Source organism: Candidatus Poribacteria bacterium (assembly GCA_021295755.1).
Lineage (GTDB): Bacteria > Poribacteria > WGA-4E > WGA-4E > PCPOR2b > PCPOR2b.
In genome coordinates, this window is the sequence record JAGWBT010000003.1 from 51,720 (window position 1) to 77,705 (window position 25,986).

General features: G+C 48.8%; 19 protein-coding genes and 1 pseudogene. All 20 read left to right on the forward strand.

Going from position 1 to position 25,986, the window contains the following annotated elements; genetic code table 11:
* Positions 1–33: 33 nt before the first annotated feature.
* Positions 34–2,013 carry an FAD-dependent oxidoreductase gene (locus J4G02_00990; protein MCE2393171.1) on the forward strand — a complete coding sequence of 660 codons (1,980 nt, stop codon included), beginning with the start codon at positions 34–36 and terminating at the stop codon, positions 2,011–2,013.
* A 205-nt stretch (positions 2,014–2,218) separates the two neighbouring features.
* Positions 2,219–3,664, forward strand: coding sequence for a trypsin-like peptidase domain-containing protein (locus J4G02_00995; protein MCE2393172.1), 1,446 nt, complete (start codon positions 2,219–2,221; stop codon positions 3,662–3,664).
* A gap of 40 nt (positions 3,665–3,704) precedes the next feature.
* Positions 3,705–5,120 (forward strand): peptidylprolyl isomerase, encoded by a 1,416-nt coding sequence (locus tag J4G02_01000; GenBank protein MCE2393173.1) that lies wholly within the window; start codon positions 3,705–3,707, stop codon positions 5,118–5,120.
* A 350-nt stretch (positions 5,121–5,470) separates the two neighbouring features.
* Positions 5,471–6,115: a hypothetical protein gene (locus tag J4G02_01005; GenBank protein ID MCE2393174.1), complete on the forward strand. Its 645-nt coding sequence runs from the start codon at positions 5,471–5,473 to the stop codon at positions 6,113–6,115.
* A 531-nt stretch (positions 6,116–6,646) separates the two neighbouring features.
* Entirely contained in the window at positions 6,647–7,135 is a 489-nt protein-coding gene (locus tag J4G02_01010; protein MCE2393175.1) for a Rieske 2Fe-2S domain-containing protein, read from the forward strand.
* Positions 7,136–7,350: 215 nt separating this feature from the next.
* Positions 7,351–8,124, forward strand: a complete 774-nt coding sequence (locus tag J4G02_01015; GenBank protein MCE2393176.1) for a cytochrome b N-terminal domain-containing protein — start codon at positions 7,351–7,353, stop codon at positions 8,122–8,124.
* A 41-nt stretch (positions 8,125–8,165) separates the two neighbouring features.
* Positions 8,166–9,032: a cytochrome C gene (locus J4G02_01020; protein MCE2393177.1), complete on the forward strand. Its 867-nt coding sequence runs from the start codon at positions 8,166–8,168 to the stop codon at positions 9,030–9,032.
* Between the two features lie 57 nt (positions 9,033–9,089).
* On the forward strand, positions 9,090–12,215 hold the full coding sequence (locus J4G02_01025) for a c-type cytochrome (protein MCE2393178.1): 3,126 nt from the start codon (positions 9,090–9,092) through the stop codon (positions 12,213–12,215).
* 176 nt (positions 12,216–12,391) lie between these two features.
* Positions 12,392–14,029: a dicarboxylate/amino acid:cation symporter gene (locus tag J4G02_01030; GenBank protein MCE2393179.1), complete on the forward strand. Its 1,638-nt coding sequence runs from the start codon at positions 12,392–12,394 to the stop codon at positions 14,027–14,029.
* A 109-nt stretch (positions 14,030–14,138) separates the two neighbouring features.
* A complete protein-coding gene (locus J4G02_01035) occupies positions 14,139–14,513 on the forward strand; it encodes a cytochrome c (GenBank protein MCE2393180.1) in 375 nt (124 codons plus the stop codon).
* Between the two features lie 164 nt (positions 14,514–14,677).
* Positions 14,678–15,604, forward strand: a pseudogene (locus tag J4G02_01040) (ABC transporter substrate-binding protein).
* Positions 15,605–15,712: 108 nt separating this feature from the next.
* The gene (locus J4G02_01045; GenBank protein MCE2393181.1) at positions 15,713–16,096 is read left to right on the forward strand and encodes a hypothetical protein; all 384 of its coding nucleotides are present in this window, start codon (positions 15,713–15,715) and stop codon (positions 16,094–16,096) included.
* A gap of 158 nt (positions 16,097–16,254) precedes the next feature.
* Complete coding sequence (locus tag J4G02_01050) at positions 16,255–17,004, forward strand: hypothetical protein (protein ID MCE2393182.1); 750 nt, start codon at positions 16,255–16,257, stop codon at positions 17,002–17,004.
* 205 nt (positions 17,005–17,209) lie between these two features.
* Positions 17,210–19,033 carry a cytochrome ubiquinol oxidase subunit I gene (locus tag J4G02_01055; protein MCE2393183.1) on the forward strand — a complete coding sequence of 608 codons (1,824 nt, stop codon included), beginning with the start codon at positions 17,210–17,212 and terminating at the stop codon, positions 19,031–19,033.
* 27 nt (positions 19,034–19,060) lie between these two features.
* On the forward strand, positions 19,061–20,563 hold the full coding sequence (locus tag J4G02_01060) for a c-type cytochrome (GenBank protein ID MCE2393184.1): 1,503 nt from the start codon (positions 19,061–19,063) through the stop codon (positions 20,561–20,563).
* Positions 20,564–20,579: 16 nt separating this feature from the next.
* Complete coding sequence (locus J4G02_01065; protein MCE2393185.1) at positions 20,580–21,359, forward strand: cytochrome c; 780 nt, start codon at positions 20,580–20,582, stop codon at positions 21,357–21,359.
* A 22-nt stretch (positions 21,360–21,381) separates the two neighbouring features.
* Positions 21,382–23,124, forward strand: a complete 1,743-nt coding sequence (locus tag J4G02_01070; protein MCE2393186.1) for a c-type cytochrome — start codon at positions 21,382–21,384, stop codon at positions 23,122–23,124.
* Positions 23,125–23,258: 134 nt separating this feature from the next.
* Positions 23,259–24,038 carry a hypothetical protein gene (locus tag J4G02_01075; protein ID MCE2393187.1) on the forward strand — a complete coding sequence of 260 codons (780 nt, stop codon included), beginning with the start codon at positions 23,259–23,261 and terminating at the stop codon, positions 24,036–24,038.
* Positions 24,039–24,052: 14 nt separating this feature from the next.
* On the forward strand, positions 24,053–25,015 hold the full coding sequence (locus tag J4G02_01080; GenBank protein ID MCE2393188.1) for an ABC transporter ATP-binding protein: 963 nt from the start codon (positions 24,053–24,055) through the stop codon (positions 25,013–25,015).
* A gap of 35 nt (positions 25,016–25,050) precedes the next feature.
* Positions 25,051–25,818, forward strand: coding sequence for an ABC transporter permease (locus J4G02_01085; protein MCE2393189.1), 768 nt, complete (start codon positions 25,051–25,053; stop codon positions 25,816–25,818).
* Positions 25,819–25,986: the final 168 nt, after the last annotated feature.

Below are 25,986 nucleotides of genomic sequence, written 5' to 3' on the forward strand. Positions count from 1 at the left end.
TGAGTCGCTCATCTATACAACAGGAGATACGGTATGCAGTTTCCCCGCCTTTTTTCTCCAATAAAGGTTGATTCACTAGAGTTAAAAAATCGCGTTGTTTTGGCACCGCTTGATGTCGGGCTGCATGATCCAGAAGGGCACGTCACTGACCGTTATATAGATTTTCTGGTTGAGCGAGCAAAGGGCGAAACGAGCCTGATTATCACTGAATTCACTTCCGTTTGGCCCGAACAACGTGTGATTACCACAGCGGTTTGGGATGATAAATTCGTGCCAGGGCTTACGCGCATGGCAGAAGCCGTTAAGGACGCCGGATCCAAGATATTCATGCAGATTGCTGTACTAGGTGGAAAATCTTATATTGAGCCGTTTGCCCCCTCCGCGATCGAAAGCGAACTCTACACCGAGGTGCCGCGCGAAATGACGGTGGATGATATTAAAAGAGTAATAGAAGCATTCATCTTGGGAGCAACGCGGGCGAAACGAGCCGGTTTCGACGGGGTGGAGTATCACTGTGCACATTCATATCTCGGTGGACAATTTATGTCGCCCCACACAAATCAACGGGATGATGACTACGGCGGTGACTTTGAACGGCGTATGCGGTTCGGCACCGAAATTGTCACAGGGATTAAGCAGGTTTGCGGTGAGGATTTTCCAGTCGGTTTTAAGTTCAGTGCGCATGAACATCTCCATGGCGGCGTGAATGACCGATACGACGAAGATGTGAAAGATGACCTTCATCTGCAGATTGCGGAATATATGGAAAATCTCGGTGTCGCCTACCTGCATGTAGCGACTACTTCTGCGACGATTATGCAGGTCAAAGGATTCGTGGAATGTACCCATCCATCTGTGCCACCGCTATATATCAAGCCCAATACGCTGGTTGATCTGGCAGAGGAGGTTAAGCAGAATGGCGCTAAAATCCCTGTTATCGCCACGGGCGGAATCACCGACCCCGTACATGCAGAAGAGATTATTTCGCAGGGACGCGCTGATATGGTTGCCCTTGGTCGCACGCTGATTGCCGATGCGCACTGGGCAAAGAAAGCTCATGAAGGTGAGAATATTGTTCCATGTATTCGGTGTAATTTTTGTCACACCTTTGTGGTCATGGATCGTGGCGGTGTGCAGTGTACGACAAATCCCATCGTCGGCAGAGAACAACTGATCGCGTTCAACAAAACGGATTTGCCCAAAAAGGTGGTTGTCGTCGGAGCGGGTCCCGGCGGTCTAGAGGCGGGTTTGCGTGCCAAGGAGATGGGGAATGATGTTATCGTATACGAAAAACGGGATGTCATTGGTGGAGAGATGATTTCGGCATCGATACCCGACTTCAAATGGGATATTAAACGCCTGCTCCAGTATTATATTACAGAAGTTCAGAAGGTGGGCTTAGAGGTTCGGACGGGCACGACCGTGACGTTAGATACACTAAGAGCCGACGACCCGGATGTCGTGATCCTTGCAACAGGCGGCGAGGCAATTATTCCAGATATCCCCGGCATTGACAGAGACAACGTAATTACCGCAATTGACGCGATAGTCCGCTGGGACGAACTGGAGGTCGGTGAGCGGGTCATGGTGCTTGGTGCAGGGCTTGTCGGATATGAGGTCGCGTGGTTTGCCGCACAGCAGGGACGCGATGTTGTTCTGGTTTCACGCCGTAGTGAAGATGATGTCATCAAATTGAAAGAACACGGCACAAACTTGGCTGTGCTTAGAAAAGGTGTTCGGGAGTCAGGGGCGAGGATACTGGCAAGCCGTGAGTTGAAGCGAGTTGACAAAACGGGGGCTGTGCTGACCTCGGACGATGGGACAGAGGAATTCCATCCCGTTGAGACCCTGATAATCAGTCGTGGCTATACGCCACGAAGCGGACTCAAGCGGGATATTGAAGCTGCTGACTTGCGATGCGAGGTTTACGAAGTAGGAGACTGCGTCGAAGTCCGAAATTTCTTTGATGCAATTAATGAAGGCGCGCATGTTGTCCGGGAGAAACTTGGATAATTGATATTGCACTAAAGTGTGTGTAGAGGCAAACCTTGTGGTTGCCCTCATTCCTTTCGCTCCAGAGGAGCGATATGTCTATAGAAGGGTAATGGGACCAATCCACGCGCTCCAGAGGAGCGCAATGTGTAAGCAAAGTATGTCCAACACCAATACCCCAAATTCCCAACAGGACGACAAATATCTAATATATGGAGGAATAATAATGTATTTGAGATTGGAACAACCCAAAATTAGACGAAAGATTGTCGTCTGGTTTCTGGCAGTTGTTTTGGGAACCGGGGGCATTGTCTCAGAAAGCGTCGCAGAACACGATTGGACAGACCAGATTGCTGCTTTCAAACCGATGGTTGTGAATGTGGAGACCTCTTCAGAGGTTGTGTTTGAAACGGAGTCGAAAGGGACTAGTTTCGCCACCGGTTTCATCGTTGATGCTGAGCAAGGGATTATCGTGACCAATCGGCATGTAACGGGCAGCAGTCCGTCTTATGTCAAGATCAATTTCTACGATGGTAGCTTTACAGAAGCACAGGTGCTTTACTACGATCCCACGCACGACTTCGGCTTTTATCAGATTGATCCGAAGGAAGTGTTGTTTGAACTCCAAGCTGTGCAACTCGGTTCATGGCGGGATCTTGCGCTCGGGGACGAGCTGCTTCTAATCGGCAATAATGAGAAAGAGGAGTATTCCATCAAGCGCGGCAGGGTTGCCAATCTCAATGTGAACAAAGGCGATCGGCATTCCAGCTACATCCATACAACGTTTGATCGCACAGGTGGATCAAGCGGCAGTCCGGTGTGGAACACGAAAGGCGAGGTCATCGCCATCCATGCGCGTGGAACCGATACCTCTAGCTTTGAATTACCAGTCAATTATGTGATTGATACCCTCAAACAGATTCAAAGCGGAGGGACAATCCAACGTGGAGAGATTGGGGTGGATTTAGAGTTGATCTCGATTGGGGAGGCAATTAAGCATTTTGGATTACCTGAAGCTTCCCGTGCAGAGATAGGCCCCTCTGAGGCGGGAACGCCGAAAGTGATACAGATTGAATCGATTATTCCCAAAACGACAGGTGAGGCAGGCCTTCTTGCTTCCGATATCATCTATAGGATAAATGGAAAACTAATTCGTGATGACCTGTATACTTTTGATGCAATCCTCAACGAAAACGCCGGGGAAAGTGTGATCTTGGATATCTATCGCAACGGAAAGGCTGTGACAGTTGAAGTCATGGTAGAAGATATGGAGTTGAAGAAAGTTCGCCGATTCGTCCGATTCGCCGGATCTGTCTTCCACGACATAACACCTCAGCTTAGGCATCTGCTTTACTTTGAGGCTGATGGGGTCTACCTCCCACATGCTGATGCGGGAAGTAGCTTTTCCCGGGTTGGCATCCGCGAACGCAGCGGCAACTCAAAAGTGGTCATTCTGGAGATTAACGGACGGGCGATTAGGAATCTTGACGATTTTATCGCTGCCTGCGCAGAGATTTCGGGAGGACAGCATACCTATGTGGTCATCCGCGACTTCAATCGCTTTGACAGTTCACCGACCCCTAGGAGTTTAACGATTAACCTGAAATTTGGTACCCTTGACGTATTTGAGTGGAATGAGAACAATCTCGATTGGGAAAAAGTTGAGGAATGACACACTGAACCTAATGCGTATTTTGATGGAAGGAAATGAGATGCGTTATAAACCCGTTTCTGCAATGTTTGCAGTGACTTGTTTGATGTTGTGCGCGCTCGGTCCAGCGATTGGGGATATTGAAATTGATATCTTCCTGCTGAACACTGAGTTCTTTTTCGATAATAAGAAACCGCATGGAGAAGTTGTCGGCAAATCGGTGCCTGTGCCAACCGCAGAGCAATATGAGGCAAAAGCCAAAACCATCGCTGAACTTATTGACACCCACAAGGCAAATATCGTCGGGCTCATTGAAGTTGAAAACCGAGCTGTCCTCGAAAAAGTCAAATATTACCTCGCAAGTCCCGACGATTGGGAAATCGCTTTCGATGAAGGCAGGGATACCTATACCGGTCAAGATGTCGCCATTCTCACGAAATTTCGGATTGTGCGGGGGAGTGCGACAAACTTTCCGGAGGAGCGTGAGATCTACTTTGTGAATGACCAAGAGTACGATGTGAACCCTTCAAAGATTCTGGGTGTCGAATTAAAGATTGACAACCAATCGTTCTATGTCCTAATCACTCACCTCATTTCTCGACGTAACCCAAGGGACGCCAAGCGGCTTGCACAAGCCACCGTCCTGCGGCGGCAGGCCGTCAAAGCGATGATGGAAGATAAGAATGTCATTGTCATGGGAGACATGAACGACACACCGGCAACGCCGGTAATTAACCGGCTCCGTGGGTTCGATGACATTTGGGGTGATTTCTTGCAGACTGCCAATGCAGTTGAAGCTAATAATCGGTATACGTACATCCACGAAGGTCAGAAAAATCTGATCGATTACATCCTCATCAGTCCGAGCCTGCGAAATGAGTTTCGCAATGTTGAGAAGACAAAGCGGTGTGAAATTATTGATGTCAGCGAGCTATCGGATCATCGGGCAATCCTTGCTCGATTGCGGATTATCCATCCTGTTGTTGTTCTTGAAACGGACAAAGGGACCATCGAAATCGAACTTTACCCAGATGTTGCCCCGAAAACTGTCGCCAACTTTATCAAGCTAATTGAAATGGACTTTTACGACGGTCTCACCTTTCACCGGTATGTGGAGAGCTTTGTGATTCAGGGCGGAGATCCGGAGGGTAGTGGTAGTGGTGGTCCAGGATGGACAATTCCGGGCGAGTTTCAAAATTCGAAACTCCGTGCGAAGATGCCTCGACACAGAAAAGGGGTGGTGGCTATGGCACGAGCGAACAAGCCGGACTCCGCAGGAAGTCAATTCTACATCTGCTTGGACGCAAAGCCCTCTCGCTATTTTAGCCTTAACGGTCAGTATACCACTTTTGGGAAAGTCATTGCAGGCATTGATGTAGTCGATCAACTCCGCAAAGGAGATGTGATGAACACAGTGCAGATAAAGGGCAAGAACGAAGAATCAGCCGCACCAACTGGGGAACAGACATCTCAATAAAGGATTGGCATAACCCATGTTGCTCGGTTCTGTAGGTCGATTTTCCAAAATCGACGTGCTGTGTCGAGATATGAATCTTGACCTACAGGTTGCAACCAATCCCCGTAGGTCGGGCATCTTGCCCGACCTCCTTATCGGGCGGTGCGACATGTGTTAAAGTAGAAATGGAGGAAAAACCAGAGATATTAATCTTTGCTTACTTTCGTTTTTCGCCCCAGAGGGGCGACATGTCTATAGGGTAGCGGTATACCTAATCTTCGCGCTCCAGAGGAGTGCTATGTGTATAGTAGAGTTTTCATTGTGATAACAAGGCAGATAATTTGCCAACAACATCAAGGAGGTAACAAAACATGTCAGAATCGTTGAAACAACGTCTACACCGGGGCGAGAGCCTTAAAGTCGCAGGATCCTCTATAGATGCATCGAGGAGCGAACTCGAAGCCCTTCTCAGTCAAGATTCCTACGATATAGTCTCTATCGACAGCCAGCACGCAGCGTTCAATGAAGACAGATTGGTTTCATTTTGCGCCATGGCAGCCGAGTTGAGCGTGCCTACCCAATTTCGCATCAAAAACACGCGGCAGGCGTACTTAATCGGCAACTACCTAGACCTCGGACCATTTTCCATTGTGGTGCCACAGGTTGAGGACGAGGAAACCGTCGATGAGGCGATAAACGCCTTCTACTATCCACCAATCGGCAAAAGGAGTTGGGGTCCCAGTTCGGGGTACGGCTTCAAACCGGATATGGAACGACTGGAGTACGCCGAATGGTGGAACAACAACGGCATCCTTGCTATCCAACTAGAGTCGGTCAATGCCGTAACCAATGCACGACACCTCGGCAAACCGGGTATTGACATGTTCCTCTTTGGCGCAAATGACATGAACTTTAGTTTGGAACAATACCCAGACCATCCGTTCAAGACGGTTGAGGATATGATTCAGCACGTTGTGGAACAAATGGAAGGCACACACGTCAAGGTCAATGCTTGAGAATGCGCGAAACTTGATGCGTAGGGTGTAGGTTGGGTTGAACGGTTAACCCCAAATCCCTATCAAGCACAATGGAGTTTCCGTTTTCCAACATCGCATCTTTTCGTATAGAGATAGTGAAACCCAACACCCCAATCCAACCGACGCTCAAACGTTGGGTTTCACTCGATTTTTGACCTTTTAACTAGTCCTACACCACCCGATCCAATTGTAATGCGCGATATTTTTGATTTTTTCCCCGTTCAATTCAACCACGGATCAATGAACGAATGAACCTTTGACCGTTTACGCATTACGTTTCATGTTTTACGCTTCATTCTAGCACTGCCTTCCCGCCCTCATACACCTTGCTAAGAGAGGTCACGGATATCCGTGAATCCCTTTATTTTATGCCTTGATCTCTCTTTTGTGTCATGCTATAATGACTGCCGATTCGACGAACTGCAATCAAAATACTCGGGTCGTGTCCTTTGCTTTCATTACACACCGTTTTACTATATTCCACAAACTTTGAAATTTGAGGTGAAGTTGGTGCTATCACGACGTTCATTTTTTAAGTTTCTGGGCTGGGGAAATTTCCTCGCTGCTACCGGCCTTGCCTTTGGTCCCGGATTGATCCGATTCTTATACCCGCGAGTCCTTTTTGAACCATCCTCGGTCTTTAAGGCTGGATTTCCCGGCGAATATCCTCCCGGAACGGTTAGCGAGAAGTTCAAGAAAAATCCGTATCGCGTCTGGATTGTTCGAAAAGAAGATGGCGAGTTTTACGCATTGTTAGCTATTTGCACCCACCTCGGTTGCACCCCTCGATGGTTTGCATCTGAGAATAAATTTAAGTGCCCTTGTCACGGCAGCGGATTTGACCGTGAAGGGATGCACTTTGAAGGCCCTGCACCGCGTCCCCTTGAGCGCGTGCAAATTACGCTGGCGGAGGATGGACAACTGCTGATTGATAAGTCCGTAAAGTTTCTGGAAGAGCGGGGCGATTGGGGAAAACCAGGGTCTTCTTTAAGGGTTTAATAAAGTAGTAGGCATACTCTGTATGCCGTAACCGATTTATAGTAGATATACTCTGTCTTGATCTCCGCGACGAGGCTTTGAAGGTTCGACTGCGTAAATTCTAATTCTACTAAATTATACCCTTTTGGTGCGGTCTTAACAAGAAAACCAAATTGAGCAAGAAAGGAGCTATACAGCCTTGGTGATGCTAACGCGAAACAGGCTGAGTTGTTATTATGAATGAAAGACGTAATGGATTAAAAGAGAAAATCACAAATAACCAGATCTGGCAGTCGATGTTTCGCCACGGCTACGAAAAAACAGGAAGACGATATACCCTCCAAGTCCTCCAAAATGTCTGGCTTCATCTGCATCCTCCCCGCGTTACCCGCCACGCGATTAACTTCCGATTTACATGGTGCATGGGCGGGATTACCTTTCTGATGTTTCTTGTCACCGCCGTTACTGGTGTGTTATTGATGTTCTACTATCGTCCCACCGCAGAATACGCATTCCGTGATATCCAGTATCTTGAATTTGACATCCCATTCGGGATGCTCCTGCGTAATATGCACCGTTGGGCAGCCCACGGCATGGTCATCGCAGTGATGCTCCACATGTTCCGCGTTTTCCTGACCGGGTCCTATAAAAAACCTCGCGAATTTAACTGGGGGGTCGGTGTCATCCTACTGCTTGTCACCTTTTTCCTCAGCTTTACCGGCTATCTGCTGCCGTGGGATCAGCTCGCATTTTGGGCGGTCACCGTCGGAACGAACATGGCGCGAGCAACACCCGTCTTAGGACATGAAGGTCCCTTCGCCCCGCAGGATATTGTTACTCAATCGAATGATGTCCGCTTCGCCCTCCTTGGGGGAACAATTGTTGGACCTTCAACGCTATTACGATTTTACATCCTTCATTGTGTCGCCGTGCCGCTTTTGGCAAGCGTGTTGATGGCTCTACATTTCTGGCGTGTCCGTAAGGATGGCGGTATTTCTGGACCCCTGTAGAACTGAATTCATTTCAATACTTATTTTCAGTGAGGTGATATATGGAGCATTTTCTTTTATTGGTTACGAAGCCGGATAACGTTCCAATTGTTGCAATTGTGTTGTTGTTACCTTTCTTCACTTGGCTTGCATTCAGCCAAGGGCGCAGAAATGACCGAGCCGGCACACCCGCAGAAGCAGCACTTAACGATAAAGTCTACTGCTGGCCCTACCTTTGCCGCAACGAGTTTCTCTGTGCGATTATTGTAATGCTCGTGCTGGGGATATGGTCTATTACCATTGATGCCCCCCTCGAAGAGCCCAGCGATCCAACAAAAACCCCGAATCCATCTAAGGCCCCATGGTATTTCCTCGCGCTACAGGAAATGCTAGTTTACTTTGATCCGTGGATTGCAGGTGTTGTCTTGCCAGGATTGATTATCGCCGGTTTAGTCGCCATTCCCTTTATAGATATCAATCCCAAAGGAAAAGGCTACTATACCCTAAAAGAGCGTCCGTTTGCACTTATTATCTTCTGTTTCGGCTTTTTCGTGTTATGGATCGTGTTGATGGTCGTCGGCACCTTCCTGAGGGGACCCGGTTGGAACTTTTTCGCCCCATGGAAAGAGTGGGATCCGCACAAAATTGTGCCGTTAACCAACGTCAACCTCTCTTACCTATTTGGCATCCGGAACGAACAGCCCGCCGGTATCTTCGGGATGTGTGTTGTCGTCGGCTATTTTGCTCTGGGTCCCATCTATTATTATCTAAAAAGAGGAACGAGTAAGTTCCTTCAAGAGTTGGGATTAGTGCGATACATCGTGGTTTCATTCCTGTTTTTAACGATGATGTCTTTGCCTATCAAGATGATTCTTCGGTGGACATTGAATATCAAGTATATTTGGGTTTCTCCGTGGTTCAATATCTAGGGCGTATTGGACAATGTGTAATTCGTCCATTCAAATAGTAAGGAGTCAATAGGAATCGTGAGGAGCAATAAAGAAATTCAGGTTGAGGAAAAATCTTACGCAGCACTGTTTTTTATCCTTTCCGGTTTGTTGGGATTCGTTACGCTGTGGGGTTTCTATAACGAGACTATCACTAGACGACCATGGAAGGAAATTCAGCGGCAATTTTACGAATACGAATATCAAAAAACCAAGATCGATTTGGAAAAGGCAAAACAGGATCTGCCTGAGATTGAAGCACCTCAAGAAATTGACCCTAAACAGGAGAGCAGCCTAAAAGGTGCGATTGCGAAGTTGCAGATAAAACTGGACGAAGCCCTGCAGGAACGCAAATTTGATCAGAGTGAATCGGATGCAATCAATTATAAATATCAGCATGCACTGCACCACGGGGAACAAGAGAAAGCCGAAAAATGGAAAAAGAAATTAGACGAATTTGAAAGTCGGATTGAGGGACCATTGACGGACGCTGTACTGGAGGCGGAGCGGAATCTTGCCGATGCTTATAAGGATCTCGCTGAGCTTTATGATACCAATGGACACGTTGAGGCAGCGTTAAGTGAATATCTCCTTGTTCGAAAATATAATGCAGCAGACTCGACAGCTTCGGCGAAGATTGATGAACTTCAGGCGAAAATTGAGGATGCGAAAGCGGATAAAGCCAAATACGCTGAGGTAGACAGACTTGAGGAGAAGCTCCATTCCGTTGGCGGTATTAAGCGCACTTTCATCGGCACGTTGGCGGAAAGCCCCTTCACAAAGACGCGCACGGTTGTGCAATACTACATTGAAGATTTTGACTATACGGCAGATCGATGTGCAACCTGTCACTTCGCTTCGGACAAAGCTGGATATGACAAGTTCGCCAAAGAGCAGTTTGAGGAAATCGAGGGGGATGGCGAAAGCCTGTTGACACTCCAATTAAAACATCCCTACATTAATACAGATAGCGAAACGGTGCTCATTGATGAGGAAGATGCCGAAGAGGGTAGCTATGAGTTAAGCGAAGACGGCAAGTTGACCTTCACCGATCCGGATGTTTTTGCCGATCTCGTCGAAATCGCGTATGAAACCGGATATGATCCCGTGCTTCGGACGCACCCCCACCGGGATGTGCTGCTCGGTAAACACCCCGGTGAAAGATTTGGATGCACCCCCTGCCACGGCGGACAGGGACAAGGTCTGACTCAAATAGCCGCACACGCCCTAGACCATAAGAAGGAGTATTGGTTGACACCTGTCTTGGGGTTGGATGAACACACAGGTAAGGCTTCAGAAGAATTGCACGGCTACATGGAGTCTAATTGTCGGCGCTGCCATGATGGCGTGATGATGCTAGACGCTCCGAATCCAGAGACAGGGCAGCTCCAAGATTATTCACCGGTTCTCTCGAAGGGAATGGCACTCTTTGAGGATATCGGGTGTCATGGCTGTCATGCTGTTGAGGGATATTCCGTGTTAGCGGACCTCGACCAAGTTGGTCCATCGCTTGCTAAAGTCGGTAGTAAAGTCAATGGTGTTGACTGGTTGGAAGGGTGGATTAAGCAGCCCACCGCCTATCTACCAGAGACCAAGATGCCAGATTTCTTCCCCGTCGAAAAGTTGACCCAAGCGGTTTATCTCAAAAATGGAAATAAGCACTACGGCGTCGTCACCAAGACCGACACCGGCATTATTCTCCAAAAAGACGATGGCACGAAATATCCTTATCCTGACACCGCTGTTGAAAGGGTTGTTGATGAAGTGAAATCAATTGCGGCATACTTGGCACAGATGAAAGACCCGGCGATAGATCAGGCCGATACCTCATACTCGACGGCATCCCGTGCGATTGCTGCCGGTGAACAGGTCGTTAAATCTGTTGGCTGCCTGTCATGTCATGCAGTTGATGGACTCGGAAGCGATTTCGCACCAAAATTGGATAATGTGGGCAGCAAACTCACACCACAATTTCTCCGTCAATGGATCAGCGATCCAAAATCTTACGACCCCGACACCGCTATGCCCAGCCTCCGTTTGACCAAAACTGAGGTGAACAATGCGGTTGCCTATCTGATGTCGTTGCAAGAGACGGCAATCTCTCCTATTGCCGGCAACGAAAATCCGCACGCAGCGGTTGATCCGATGGAAGGCGAAAAGCTAGTTCGCACCTACGGTTGCTTCGGTTGCCATAACATCCCCGGCTTCGAGAATGAGTCGAAGGTCGGTGCAGATCTCGGCGAATTTGGCGCCAAGACCGTTGAGGAACTAGACTTTGGAGATACGACGGATATCGAACACAGTTGGCACGGTTGGACAATCGGCAAGGTGACCAATCCAAGACGCTATCAAACGCGTCGCATTGTATCCCGGATGCCCGTCTTTAGTGAACACACCATCGGCGAGGAAGAGGCACGTGCCCTCGCTGTTCTGCTCAAGAGTTTCCAACCCGTAAAATACCCTGTGAGCTACCTCCACCAACCGAGCGAAAAAACATGGCAGGTTGATGCCGGACGCCGTCTCGCCAAAAAATACAACTGTACCGGCTGCCATGAGATTGAAGGAAAAGGCGGCGATTTTGTCAATGTTGTTGCCGCTAATGAAGACCTAGACCTACTAAACGCCAAGCGCTTCGCCCCGCCTACTCTGCAAGCGCAAGGTGCTAAGGTTTATCCGGAGTGGTTGTTTGAGTTCCTGAAATCACCTACTCCTATCCGCTACGGGCTTGAAGTTCGGATGCCGACTTTCGGTTTAGCAGACGAGGAAGCGACTGCGCTTGTCAAATACTTCTCTGCGCTTGACGATGAGGTTTTCCCGTATGAGACCATCGCATTACAACCGGCGTCGCGAGGGGAGCTCCGTGTCGGCAAACAGATCTTTGACGCGCTCCAGTGTATCTCCTGCCACCCGGAACAAGGCGAAGTTATACCACCGGGCAGCGATAAAACCGGACGCCCCGACCTTGCATTAGCGAAGGGTCGTCTCAAAGCGGACTGGGTCATTGAATGGCTCAAGGATCCACAATCCTTCCAACCGGGGACTGCGATGCCGCAAGCTTGGCCCAAAATCGGCGGCGCATATCAACCTGTTGATGGGTTTGCAGTCGATGATGCCGAAGAGCAGATCCGGCTGGTGAGAGATTACCTCAACTCGCTGGGCGAGTAATGTGGTCAGCATACTCCGTATGCCGTGACCTCCGTGGTTCATGTGAAAAAAATGTGTGAAGCGATCCAAAGAAACCGAGCTTTTTCTTGAAAACTCGGTTTCTTTCCACGATTTCTTAACATAAGCGATGACGTGTATTCAATCCTTCCTATCGTGGTACTAAAAGGGGGCTACAAATGCTTCAAGCCAATCCCTCCGTATCTTCCGAAGCCTCAACAGCAGGAAATAGTGGCCAACGTATCCTCATCGGCATCGTTATCGCCATCATCGTTGGGCTTATTGTCGGTGGTTGGATACCAAACTTCGCCGCAAAGACAACCCTGCTCGGCGACATATTCTTGAATGCCCTAAAAATGATTGTCGTCCCGCTGGTCATGTTTTCAATGATTGTTGGCATTACCGGCTTAGGGGACATTCGCAACCTCGGCCCAATAGGTGGACGCACTGTCCTCTATTACATGGCGACCACTGGGATTTCCGTGCTCATCGGTATCATTTTGGTCAACATCACCCAACCGGGGAAAGGAATTTCTCGCGGCGCAGATTATCCAGAGTATACCTACACCGTTGGTGGCGAAAACAATCGCACTGTTACGTTCACCAACGGCACCTGGGAGAACACACGTTTTGACGACAGGTATGTCCTGATTTTATCCGATCAAGGGGTGCAAGGTGCGATTCAGTCAATGACTGAAAACTCCGCTACAGTAAAGTTGTGGGAACCCACCCAAGGCGGTGAGGAGGTCTATATTGAGGCGGAGGATGGCACACGCCTGCCTTTTCGGCGGGTCGGAGGGCAGCTCGTTTCCGATGAACCGGAGCTGCAACCCGGAGGAAAAGGCGTAAAAATTGACCTACCTATCGCCGGGGCAGTTCGCGGCAAAGAAGAGCGAAACATCGGCAACATCTTGTCGGAAGTCCTGATTGGAAACGAAGAAACCGGAAAAGAGGGCTTGATTCCGCGAAACCTGTTCAACGCGATGGTACGGACTGACATCCTCCCGTTGATCTTTTTCTCGTTGCTGATCGGCAGCGCATTTTCCATCTTGGGTGAACGTGGACAGAATGCCATTAATTTTATTTCGGTGCTGAACGATGGTGTCATGCGTATTGTGCACTGGATCATGATTTTCGCGCCAATCGGTATCTTCGGATTAGTTGCAGGTCGTATTGGACGCGCCGGTGGATTCACCAAATTTCTGCCTGAACTGCTTGCAGTTGGGAAATATAGTTTCACAGTCCTATTTGGACTCGCTATACACGCCGTTGTTGTGTTGCCGCTAATCCTCCTGCTAATTGGTAGACGGAATCCGTTGACCTACGTAAAGGGGATGGGAGCAGCGCTGCTAAACGCTTTCTCCACAGCATCAAGCTCAGCGACACTGCCGTTGACAATGGAAGGCACTGAGAAGAAAAATGGCATATCCAATCGGACTTCAAGTTTCGTCTTACCACTTGGTGCAACAATTAATATGGACGGCACTGCCCTCTACGAAGCCGTTGCTGCGATGTTTATCGCACAGGTCTACGGAATAACCCTCGGTCCTGTGGAGCAGATTGTTATCTTTCTGACCGCGACGATTGCCGCTATCGGGGCTGCAGGTATCCCTGAGGCGGGGCTTGTGACAATGGTGATTGTCTTAAAAGCCGTTGGATTGCCGATTGAAGGTATTGGATTGATCCTGACTATCGATTGGTTCCTTGACCGATGCCGGACAACCATCAACGTCTGGGGCGATAGTGTGGGTGCTGGTGTAATTGAGACGCTTGAATCGAGGACTGCTCCAGAACAGGAGGCAGACTCCTTAAGGTAGTAGGCAGACTCCGTATGCCGTAACTGTGTAGCTCCAGAACAAGGGTCAGATTCCCCCGCACTGTCGAGTTAAGTGGAATCATGCGAATAACAAAGGTGGTATCGTTCAAATGATTCGACATCTTCTCATCATCGTTGGGATATTTGCCGCTAGTATGAGTTGGCTGATTTGGCTCTGTCGGGCGGTAGACCCCAGTACACGATACGGCTCCGAAGTCGAGTACAATTATGCTAGATATTGTGCCGGTTGTCATGGTGCGAACGGTGAAGGCAATGGACGGATTGGACGGTTCAAAAAGCTAGAACCTGCAGATCTGACGACAACCGAATTTTGGGAGGGTCGTACCGACGAACAACTTATCCACAGTATTGATGCCGGCAAGGATAATATGCCGGCATTTTTTTACTACCTAACCGATGAAGAACAGTGGGAACTGTTCGAGTTTATCAAAGAGACTTTTCGACCAACGCCGACGCATGATTAGGCACATCGTTTTTCTCGTTATGTGTCGTCAGACAGAGTAAAACCTCCTCAACCACTTCATTGCAAAACTAGCTACGGGTATAGTTATGGGGAACAGATACGAAAATGTGCGTATCCGTTTTGCCCATCCTAACCTTTTTAGTTTCAAAACTAAGGAGGTTCAAAATGAACATCGGAAGATTCACCAAATTCGCTTCTGTACTGACGATTGTTGCCCTGATTGTGGGGCTTTCAGCCTGTGACCAAATCGGACAACTTCTCCTCCCTGCTCCTACACCACCTGAGATGGACGGGCTTCCCGGAGAAATTATCATCGGTGTCTCCCTGCAGCTGGAAGGCGAAGATGCCACTCGCTTCCGCTGCCGGTCTGAGCGCGCTTAGCGATTTGTTTTCCGGACAGGGCTCCCCACAAATGTGCTAAATCCAGCGGGTATCCGGGTGAGTCAGGCGAAACTCGGCTATCAACGGGCAGCACTGATATATGATGAGGCCGATGTCTATTCCACGAGTAGCAACGAGGAGGTAAGTAAAGCCCTTGCTGCTAGTGGTGTCGATATTGTGATTACAGAGACCATCCAAACCGATGGGACTGATTTTAGGTCACAATTAACTCGGATAATGGAGACAAATCCTGAGGCTGTCTTTATCTCCGCCTTATCCGCCCAGATGACTGATATTATGATTCAAGGGCGTGAGGTCGGTATCCCTGCCTCTGTTACGTACATTGTTCCCGATCTGACCGGAATCGAAGTGCAAATCGCAGGGGAAGCCGCCGAGGGGGCGATTGCTTTTACCAATTGGAGTGCTATGGCTGACACCCCGGGCAATCAAGCTTTTGTCGAGAATTACCGGGCGAAATATGGTATCGAAGCTGGTCCCTGGGCCGCACAGTCGTATGCTACCCTTTATATTCTAGCAGAAGCGATTGCGAATGCACAATCCACCGAGGCAACGGCAGTTCGGGACGCACTCGCAAAGACCATGGATTTCCCCACCGTTATGGGGAATTTCTCTTTTGATGAAGTCGGGGACGCGGTTTACGACCCAATTATACTGACTGTTGAAAATGGCGAACTTGTCGCATTTGAGTAAGTCTCAGTGGTAAATATGCATGACCGACCCCTGTTATCAGTCGTTTGCTGATGGCAGGGGGTCGGTTCTAATTTGGTAACCCCTCGTTGTAAAGGAGGTTGCCTTAAAATGAAATTCACATCAAGGAGAGTTACCGGTCAGATCTGGTATACCACTGTTCTCGGAGTGACCATCTACGTTTTTTTGTTCTTGGTTGCGTATATATGGATTGACCATGCTTCTAACCGCGAGGAATTCCCTATCCATATACTCGGTCCGATGTATATCGGCCTTTCGTTCTACCAGATCTTATCCATCATCAACGTTGCATGGTTGTTCTTTCTAATGGCAGATCTGTCCTCCGCGCTGCGCTTACTAACCCCTCCACGAAAAGGAAAACTTCGAGGTATCGTGATACGCCTAGGCAGCATCCTGTTATCAATTGCAGCGGTTGTTACGGTGCAGTGGGCTGCCTCGTCGCTAAAACGTGTGGCCGACGCTTACGCGATCTAATTACATCCGCCAACCATAAGCAGATAATATTCACGGATATCCGTGACATCTTCTTTTTTAACCCTTGATTCCCCTTTTCGTATGCTGCTATCATAAATACCATCAACATACAATCATTTCAACATCGGACTTAAATAAAGAAAGGATCGGTTCAAATCATGAAAACTGCAATAACTCTGGCCGCACTCAGCTTTATGCTCATCGCAAGCCTGACGTATGCCGGCACAATCACCGGAACAGTTATGTATGATGGGGAGGCCCCAGCACGCCCAGCGATGCAAGCGACCAAAGACCAGCACTGTGTTGATTCGCTAAAAAATGGCAAATCTGAAGCCCTTGTAGTCTCTAAAGGCAAAGGAATTAAAAACGTCGTTGTCTACTTGCGGGCACGAGGCGCGAAGCCAACAATTCCCACCAAAAATCCAGTCATGGATCAGGTCAACTGCATGTACTATCCGCATGTCCTCGTTGTGACCGCAGGCACCACAATAGATGTGACCTCCAGCGACCCGGTTGCCCATAACGTCCATTCTCATGCAACGAAGAACGAGGCACCGAATTGGCAAATACCGGGTCCCGGTAAAAAGTTGCCTCTGAAACTAGAAAAACGTGAAGCTATTAAATTCACCTGCGACATCCACAATTGGATGACGGGATATATCTTTGTTACGGACAATGACTATTACGCTGTGACCGGCTATAAGGACAAAGACGGCAAATGGATCAGTTCCGATGCCTACGAAGGTTCGAGCGATACGGGTGCCTACATGATCAAAGATGTTCCCGCCGGCAAATACCGGGCTATAGCATGGCACGAGGAGCTTGGAGAGACCAAAGCTCAGGTTGTCGAAGTTGCAGACGGAGACGTTGAGATTAACTTTACCAGTGCTGATTTCAAGAAGAAGTAACACTGCCGACGCAGAAACCGAGTTTTTTCTTCAAAACTCGGTTTCTCTGAACGTTTTCCACTTTTTTTGACATGAAACCCGTGGGTCAGATACCAATGAACAAATTGTGTTTACGTTTTACGCATCACGTTTTAAGCCCTTGGTGTTTGGCATTTGCTTTTGGCATGAGCCTCGATATTAAGTCTGGAGTGACAGAGAAAAACCAATGTATCTCACCAAACATCTCAATATGAGCCAGTCCAAAAACAGGCTATATTTTCTTCTCGCTCTGCTTGCTATGTATCTGCTGTTGACGGTTGCGACTGTCTTCGCTCAAGATGCGACTGACACAGAATACCGCCCCTTCCCGGGGATCGGCAGCCGTAACGCCGCATGGATCGCTGCCCAGCTGCATCTGTTGTTCGGTTCCTTCATCTTGGGTGTTCCGATGTTTGCGGTTGTCATTGAGTTTGTCGGGCTGAAAACGAAGGACAAACGGTATGACAAGATGGCGCAGGAGTTCATCAAACTGTGTATGGGAGCGTTCTCAACGACCGCGTTGATGGGCGGGGTACTTGTTTTTATCCTCATCTGGTGTTACCCGAAAGTGATGAACAAACTGTCAGGAATCTTCGGTCCTTCGATGATTTTCTACGTCATCCTGTTTTTTGGGGAGACCTTTACGCTCTATCTCTATTCTTACGGGTGGGATCGGATGCAGGGCAGGGTGTCGAAAATGTGGCACCTATTTCTCGGCGTGCTCCTGAACGTGTTCGGTACAGCGATTATGTTCGTCTCTAACGCTTGGCTGACATACCAGACAAGCCCAGCGATTATGGGCCCCAAACCCGACCACGAGGCAATTCCGCTTCATGATGAGTCGGGCGCATTCATCGGTACGCTGTGGCAGGCAATCAATAACTATACGTGGATGCCTGTCAATATCCACCGTCTCATTGGGAATATAGCTTTCGGTGGTGCAATCGTTGGTGCCTATGCCGCCTTTCGGTTCCTTGCTGCCAAAACGCAGGAAGACAGGGCGCATTACGACTGGATGGGATATACGGGCAATTTTATCGCACTGTGCGGATTGATTCCATTGCCATTCGCCGGATATTGGTTGGGACGGGAAATCTATATGTTCAACCAAACGATGGGCATCAACATGATGGGAAGCCTCTTTTCTTGGCTGTTTATTATTCAAGCGGTGATGATTGGAGTGCTGTTCATCGGAGCGAATTACTATCTCTGGTCTGGCATGACCCGCATCGCAGGCGGCGAGGTATACGCTCGTTTTCGTCCCTACATGATCGCTATCATTGTTCTATCTGTCGCAGTCTGGATGACGCCGCGCACACTCATTGTGACGCCTACGGAGTCGGCTGCAATGGGTGGGCCAAATCACCCGCTCGTTGGACTTTTCGGCTTGATGACAGCGAAGAACACGGTTGTCAATCTCATTATCTTGACCACCTTTCTCAGCTTTCTGTTTTACCGTCGATCCGGTAAAACACCGACAGTGAGTTGGCGCAAAGCGGGCAATATCGTCATCGCAGCGATTTTTGGACTGGCTGTCGCAGCGATTGTTACAATTGGGATCGTAGGGTTCAAGGTTAACACTGACTTCCGCGTCAATGTCCTAACGCCGATACAAGTGATGGTCGCGTTAGCTGTCATGGTTTTGGTAACGGTGATTGACTTGATTATGTATCGCAAAGCGATGCGTTCAAGCGAAATCAGTTGGGGGCAGATGACGGACCGGTCACAATATGTGCTGATTTTACTCGCCATTACCTTTACCTCATTGATGGGATTGATGGGCTACGCACGGTCGGGGCTTCGAGAGGCGTGGCATATTTTCGGTGTAATGCCCGACAAGTCGCCGGATGCACACACCCCGCTGCTTGCGGATGCCGTTAACATGATTGCCGTTATTATAGTGATTTTCTTCGCTTTGGTAGGCTTTATTTTCTGGCTCGGTTTGTGGGGCGATAAGAAAAAAGAGGGACAGCCACCCGTTAAAGCAGAAGCCTCCGCAGGAGATGATTAACAATCAAACACAATCAGGACGAGAGCGATGCAAAGAAGACTAATTAGAATTATCTGCCTAATTTTAATGGTTGTGAGTTTTATCGCCTATATCGCGAAAGCGCCGGCTTTCCCGATCGCTTCGGAAAACCTACTGCCGTGGTCTGCATGGTTTTTTATCTTTGCTTTGGCGAATATCATACTCTGGCAGAGCGTGGTCAAACTCATGTCATTTGCGTTGATGGTCATCTGGTTCTATGCGTTTGCGGCCAGCATTGTTCCAGAAACATCGACTGCGACGTTTGACCCTAACGCCGTAGACCGGACGCCGGATGCGTTTATTGAGGTTGGGGAGATAATCTTTAACGGGAAAGGAAAATGCAACACCTGCCATACACTTGATCCGTCTGCGCCAAAAAGTCGCTGTCCCGATTTAACGGATATTGGCACTCGCGCTGCAACACGCCAACCGGGAATGACTGCGAAGGAGTATCTCATCGAATCCACCTATGAACCCCACAAATTCCTTGTTCCCGGCTACAGCAACATTATGCCGCCCGTCTGGAAACCACCAATCAGTCTAACTGAGTTGGAAATCGAAACCGTCATTGCCTTCCTCCAGAGTCAGGGTGGAGAAGTGGATGTAACAAAGTTTGAGCCGCCCGTTGATATCGGAAGTGCGGAAGCCATAGCCGAGGAATTGCCACCCCTCCTCACAGGCGACGTAGAACGTGGTAAAAAGGTTTTTGTAGAGGGCGCGAAGTGTATCGCGTGTCACGCTGTCGCTGGTGTCGAGCAACCTACCGGTCAAACGCTTGACGAAGGTGTTGAAGTTGTCGCTGCACCCGAATTGACGGATATCGCTGGGTTAAACAGTCTCCGGTATATTGAGGAATCCGTCCTATTACCGAATGCTCAAATTGTGAGCGGATACGGTTCCGTTACGGTGAAAACCGGCGGTGCCACAATTCAGGGAACGCTTGTTACGCAAGATAATGAGCAGATCAGTGTGCGTGTTAAGGACGTAGCCGGTAACGAAGAAGAGCACACCATTCTATTGAGCGAGCTCGATCCAGAGCCGATTGAAGAGTTGACAGATCTGACAGGGAAAGGATACTTCTGGATTCAAGTAACGCTTGCCGACACGGGAGCCACCGTAAGTGGCGATCTCGTAGAAGAGGACGACGAAAACATTATACTTCAGGCGGGTGGAGAGACGCAAACGGTTTCTAAGTCGAACGTGAAGGTTCAGGCGACATTGATTGACTTTGATGAGAATGTTATCGTTGGGGAATTGGTATCGGAAAATGAGGACGAAGTCATCTTAAACGTTGATGGTGAGGAGCAGATCATTGATACATTCGATATCGACGAAGGTCCGAACTACAGCCGTGCTTTCGGTAAGCGATTGGTTGTAACTTCCCCGATGCCGAATAACTTTCCGTTGTTGCTATCGGTTTCCGACATGAGCGATCTACTCGCCTATCTAGCAAGCTTAACGGGTGCGACAGACGCGACAGCGGCTGAGGGAGCAGAGGCAACCGCCGAATAAGGAGAGTTAAACCGCCATGCAAAGATTATCCCTTTTCACAAAATGCCTAATCATATTTGTTGTGCTTTGGCTCTTTTTAAGATTCTTCATCGGTGGTGTATGGTCTGTGCCGTTACCCGCTAGCGTGATCTCAATGTATTTGGGGCTTATTCTATTGGCGATTCTGGTTCACGTGTCCGTCGAAGATGACAGGTTTCGAGAATTTCTCCGTCCTGTCAAAGAGACCTTGGCTGATGAGGATAGGGGGACAAGGCGTACTGTGTTGTTTGTCCTTATTCCTTTGGTTATGCTTGGTTTAAGTTTTTCTAGGTTGTCAACAAAGGCAGATCCACCAGCCGCGCTGCGCACTGCCCATCCGGCGCCACCTGATGAACTGACCTACCGCGACAAGGTTATCGGTCCCACGCAACAGGTGGAAAACCCCTTCCGGCACCTTGAAAAAGATGACAAGGAAGCATTTAAGGCTCATGTAGAGAACGGACGGCGGGTCTATTATCAAAACTGTTTCTACTGCCACGGCGACGATCTTGATGGCGAAGGACATTTCGCTCACGGTTTCAACCCACCGCCTGCAAACTTTCAGGACCCTGGGATTATTCCGAACTTCCAGGAATCTTTCTTCTTCTGGCGTATTAGTAAGGGAGGCCCCGGTCTGCCGCCAGCTGCAACCCCGTGGGATTCTGCCATGCCGGTCTGGGAGGATCACCTGACAGAGGAGGAGATTTGGGATGTGATTCTCTTCCTGTCTGAATACACAGGGTATCGACCACGGACGTTTGGTGAAGCGGCGCATTAAGATTGGAGCGGAAGAAAAAACAATGAAAAAGCAATCCTATAATACAATGTTGATTTCAGTCGCCGGTCTTATTTTGTTGTTAGTGGTTTTTCCAATTACATCTCTTGCCCAAGGGAAACAGGCACCCGCAGCCTCCGAAGCAGGAAAGGCACTCTATGATGATAAGTGTGCGCACTGCCACGGTATAGAGGGAGCGGGCGATGGATCTGCAGCAGAAAACCTGTTGCCAAGACCGAGGGATTTCACGCGGGGGCTTTACAAAATCCGTTCGACGGAAAGCGCTCAACTGCCCACCGATCAAGATCTCTTTGACATCATATCGAACGGTATGCCGGGATCCTCAATGCCAGCTTGGAGCGAACTGCTGAGTGAGGATCAACGGTGGCAACTCGTTGCCCATATCAAAACATTCCACGACGGCTTTGAAGGGGCTTCACCGCGGTTAATTGATGTGTCGGGCAAAGTTCCATATTCTGAAGAGAGTGTCGCAAAAGGAAAAGAATTTTACACCACTCTTGGGTGTGTCGATTGCCACGGAGTGATTGGCAGAGGCGATGGTACGTCCGCCCCAGATCTGACCGATGAGTGGGGCTTTCGCACATGGCCCGCCAATCTATGGGAACAGTGGAATTATCGGGGCGGTGCGACAACTGAGGATATTTTCAAACGATTCATCGGTGGTATTGCTGGCTCGCCGATGCCTTCGTTCATCTCAAGTTTTCGACTCGGTCTGACAGATGAGGAATCGGCTCGTATGAATGAGCTAGAACTCAAAATGGATGACGACGGTCTTTCAGAAGCGGAAGACGAAGAATACGCAGCGCTTGAGGAAAAGTTGTTTATGTTTGAAGACATCATGCTCAAGGTTGAAGAAGGCGAAGAACTTGAACCTGACGAACAGACTAAACTCGATACAGCCCTGAAGCCGATTTTTGAGAAAAGCTGGCACCTCGCAAATTATGTAAAATCCCTAGGACCCGAAGAGCGACCACCAGCGGCAGTCGGCGACAAAGTACTACGCTCACAATATCGCGCCGGTGCCTTGCCGGGCATAAACGATGAAGTGTGGAATGAAATTCAAGAAGCCAGTTATTTTCCGCTGGTCGGTCAAATTGTTATTGACCCTCGACAATTCAACCCCTCGATCGATTCAATAATGGCAAAGTCGTTCTATAACGATAATGAAATTGCGTTTCTATTTACATGGGATGATCGGACGAAAACCCTTCCCCAGACAGACGACGAGACCGGAGAGACGGTTGAAGATGCTCTAGCAATTCAATTTCCGGTGAAGATTGCTGAAGGTCCGACGGATCCCAAACCTTACTTCATCTGGGGCGATCGGCTTCCCGTCTATCTCTGGAGTTGGAAGGTCGCTGAGCCGTCAACGGTGACAGAGATGACTGCGAAGGGGATCGATAAAGCGACTGTCCAAGCTGATCAAAGCCTAATACAGGCTGAAGGGGTTTACGAAGATGGGCAATATCAACTATGGGTTAAAAGATCCCTCACAACCGATGACAAAAGAAATGACGTGCAGTTTACACCGGGCGTATTCATACCCATCGCTTTTTCTGCATGGGATGGCGCAAATGGTGATGTAAAAACGAAGCGAGCCATTTCAACGTGGTACACATTCGTCCTTGATCCCGTTCCATCGAACAAGCGATTTGTCTATCCGCCGCTGGTTGCCCTTATCTCCGTTGGCCTCCTTTTCGGCTTGAGAAGTAGTGTCAGGAGACGACAGAATACAGAAGAAGTTTAACCGCAACGTATGAGGGTAGACCATAACTCTTATTGCGAGAAGGTTCAAATATCTTGACTGTATTTGAAGCAGTCAAACATAATTGCCTCTCACTTATAACCTGTTCAAACAATAATTTCAAAAGGAGTTCAATCATGAAAACCAAAGTTGTTACAATCCTAACCCTGCTCATTGCATGTGTTTACGTTACCACTGCCATCGCTGCCGGTGGGGACGAAGAGGTCGAGTCGCTAGTCTTCCCGGCTTCCTATAAAGCAATGAGTGTCTCTAATGGTGGCACTATCAGCGGAATGGTAAAATTTGATGGCGCCGCGCCCGAGATGAAAAAACTCGAAATTACCAAAGACACACAAGTTTGTGGTAAAACCGACAAGCATGATGAGTCGATTGTTCTTGGCGAAGGAAATGGTTTGCAGAACACCATCGTCTATCTGATGGACATCTCATCAGGAGCCGATTTTCCAAGCGATGCCAAATACGAAATCGATCAGAAAGGCTGCCACTTTAAGCCACATGTGCGCCTCCTGCCGGTTGGAAAACGGCTGACCATGATCAATCCTGACAGGATCAACCATAACGTTCATATCTTTAGTTCGGTGAATCCCGCATTTAATAAATCGCAGCCCGGAACTAGACGGAAGATGAACGTTAAGGCCATAAAGAAAGCCGAAGGGCCCGTACCAGTTAAATGCGATGTGCACGGCTGGATGAAGGCTTGGATTGCATACATTCCCCATCCGTATTTTACGGTCACCGACGAGAACGGGCAGTACACCCTTGAAAATGTTCCGCCGGGAACCTACAAGTTAGGCTATTGGCAAGAAGCCTGTGGTTCAAATAAAGACGCACCCGTTTCGGTTACTGTTGAAGCTGGGGGAACAGTTGCACAAGACTTTACACTCGCGCTAAAATGAGCAAATGAGGGAAGATGTTCCCTATCAAAGTCGAGAATCTCTCGTACGCTTATGGGGCTCGGCGGGCACTTGTAGATGTAACCTTTAGCATCTCACAAGGCGAAGTCTTCGGGTTTCTTGGCCCAAACGGCAGCGGTAAAACCACACTCTTTAAGATACTTTCTACCCTGATTCCGGTTAATCAAGCTGCGGTCAATATTCTTGGTCATGAGCTTGCCAGAGAATCGCAAAGCGTCAGGCAGTATCTGGGTGTGGTTTTTCAGCATCCGAGTTTGGATCTAAAACTCACAGTCACGGAGAATCTCCGGCATCACGGTCACCTGTACGGGCTGCGGGGTAAAACGCTGAAGCAGCGAATCCAAGAGGCGCTCAACCAATTTGAATTGACCGATCGCGCTCATGAGGGCGTGGAAACACTATCGGGTGGACTAAGAAGGCGTGCGGAGTTGGCAAAGGCGACCCTTCACAAGCCGAAGCTTCTGCTACTGGACGAGCCGAGCACCGGACTCGATCCCGGGGCACGCAGAAGTTTCAGAGAATATTTGGCGAGTTTGCAAGAAACAACCGTTATCCTGACAACCCACATTTTGGATGACGCCGAAGCGTGTGACCGCGTGGGGATTCTCAACGCGGGGGAATTGGTTGCCATCGGAACACCGGACGAACTGAAAGATCATGTTGGTGGAGATGTTGTCATCGTTGATTCTCCAGCGCCTGAAGAACTAGCGCCGAAAGTAAGCCAACGATTTGGGCGTACGGCAACATTGATTGAGGGGCTGTTACGAATCGAATGCCACAACGGACATGAATTTGTTCGAGATGTAGTCGCTGCGTTTCCGAGCGAAATCCGATCCGCGCGCTTTGGAAAGCCCACATTGGAAGATGTGTTTATCAAACTGACAGGACGTCGCTTTGAGGAAAACGGTTCCAGTCAAAATTCAGTAGAATTGAAAAGCAGCCACACTGAAACGCACTAAACTGAACTGTGCCAATATCAAGATTCTTACTCCCTGTGGCGACGATTTGGTGGCGTGAGATCATTCGATTTCTACGCCAACGGAGCCGTCTATTGAGCGCGGTTGCGCAACCGTTAATCTTTTGGCTGCTTTTGGGTGGTGGGCTGAACGCTTCATTTAAGCCGCCCGGCGTTCCCGAAGGAACGAGCTACATCGAATATTTTTACCCCGGTATCATCACGCTTACACTACTGTTTACAGCAATTTTTGCAACAATTTCGGTTGTCCAAGACCGTCGAGAAGGTTTTCTTCAAGGTGTGCTTGTTGCCCCGGTTTCAAGATGGGTTATCGTGCTGGGACAAGCACTTGGCGGCACAACGTTAGCACTCTTGCAGGGTGGTCTTTTTCTGTTTCTCGCACCGATAGTTGGAGTGCCGCTAAGCTTCTTCTCCGTGCTCGCAGCACTCGGTGTGATGTTGACCTTGTCCTTTGGCTTGACGAACTTAGGATTAATGATCGCGTGGCGAATGGATTCTACACAAGGTTTTCATGCGATTATGAATCTTATTCTAATCCCAATTTGGCTGCTCTCCGGTGCTTTCTTCCCCGTATCTGGGGTGCCGATACTCCTTGAGTGGGTAATGAAATTAAATCCGCTTACCTACGGCGTTGCAGCCTTACGTCGTTGTCTATACTTTAACGCACCCATAATTTCTGAGGGAATTCCTCAACTCGCGTTATCGCTACTTGTTACCGGCGCGTTCTGCGTTATTACATACTTTGGTGCTGCTCGAACGGCATACCGTCGTCCGAATGTAGCGTAAAAGAGATTGACTTACAAATTCAGCAGCCTCGAAAGGAGCTTTTAATGAATTGGCTGAATTTTCCTGCATGGCTTCCAGAGAATGTCTCAACTTTTGGAAAAGGGGTCGATGACCTCTTTATCCTAATCTACTGGATTACCTCAATTGTATTTTTGGCTGTTATGGCGG

Coding starts and splice junctions, on each gene's coding strand:
- J4G02_01055 (MCE2393183.1), top strand. CDS start 17,210: ATGTATCTCACCAAACATCTCAATATGAGCCAGTCCAAAAACAGGCTA.
- J4G02_01070 (MCE2393186.1), top strand. CDS start 21,382: ATGAAAAAGCAATCCTATAATACAATGTTGATTTCAGTCGCCGGTCTT.
- J4G02_01045 (MCE2393181.1), top strand. CDS start 15,713: ATGAAATTCACATCAAGGAGAGTTACCGGTCAGATCTGGTATACCACT.
- J4G02_00995 (MCE2393172.1), top strand. CDS start 2,219: ATGTATTTGAGATTGGAACAACCCAAAATTAGACGAAAGATTGTCGTC.
- J4G02_01035 (MCE2393180.1), top strand. CDS start 14,139: ATGATTCGACATCTTCTCATCATCGTTGGGATATTTGCCGCTAGTATG.
- J4G02_01000 (MCE2393173.1), top strand. CDS start 3,705: ATGCGTTATAAACCCGTTTCTGCAATGTTTGCAGTGACTTGTTTGATG.
- J4G02_01065 (MCE2393185.1), top strand. CDS start 20,580: ATGCAAAGATTATCCCTTTTCACAAAATGCCTAATCATATTTGTTGTG.
- J4G02_01075 (MCE2393187.1), top strand. CDS start 23,259: ATGAAAACCAAAGTTGTTACAATCCTAACCCTGCTCATTGCATGTGTT.
- J4G02_01050 (MCE2393182.1), top strand. CDS start 16,255: ATGAAAACTGCAATAACTCTGGCCGCACTCAGCTTTATGCTCATCGCA.
- J4G02_00990 (MCE2393171.1), top strand. CDS start 34: ATGCAGTTTCCCCGCCTTTTTTCTCCAATAAAGGTTGATTCACTAGAG.
- J4G02_01015 (MCE2393176.1), top strand. CDS start 7,351: ATGAATGAAAGACGTAATGGATTAAAAGAGAAAATCACAAATAACCAG.
- J4G02_01005 (MCE2393174.1), top strand. CDS start 5,471: ATGTCAGAATCGTTGAAACAACGTCTACACCGGGGCGAGAGCCTTAAA.
- J4G02_01030 (MCE2393179.1), top strand. CDS start 12,392: ATGCTTCAAGCCAATCCCTCCGTATCTTCCGAAGCCTCAACAGCAGGA.
- J4G02_01020 (MCE2393177.1), top strand. CDS start 8,166: ATGGAGCATTTTCTTTTATTGGTTACGAAGCCGGATAACGTTCCAATT.
- J4G02_01060 (MCE2393184.1), top strand. CDS start 19,061: ATGCAAAGAAGACTAATTAGAATTATCTGCCTAATTTTAATGGTTGTG.
- J4G02_01080 (MCE2393188.1), top strand. CDS start 24,053: ATGTTCCCTATCAAAGTCGAGAATCTCTCGTACGCTTATGGGGCTCGG.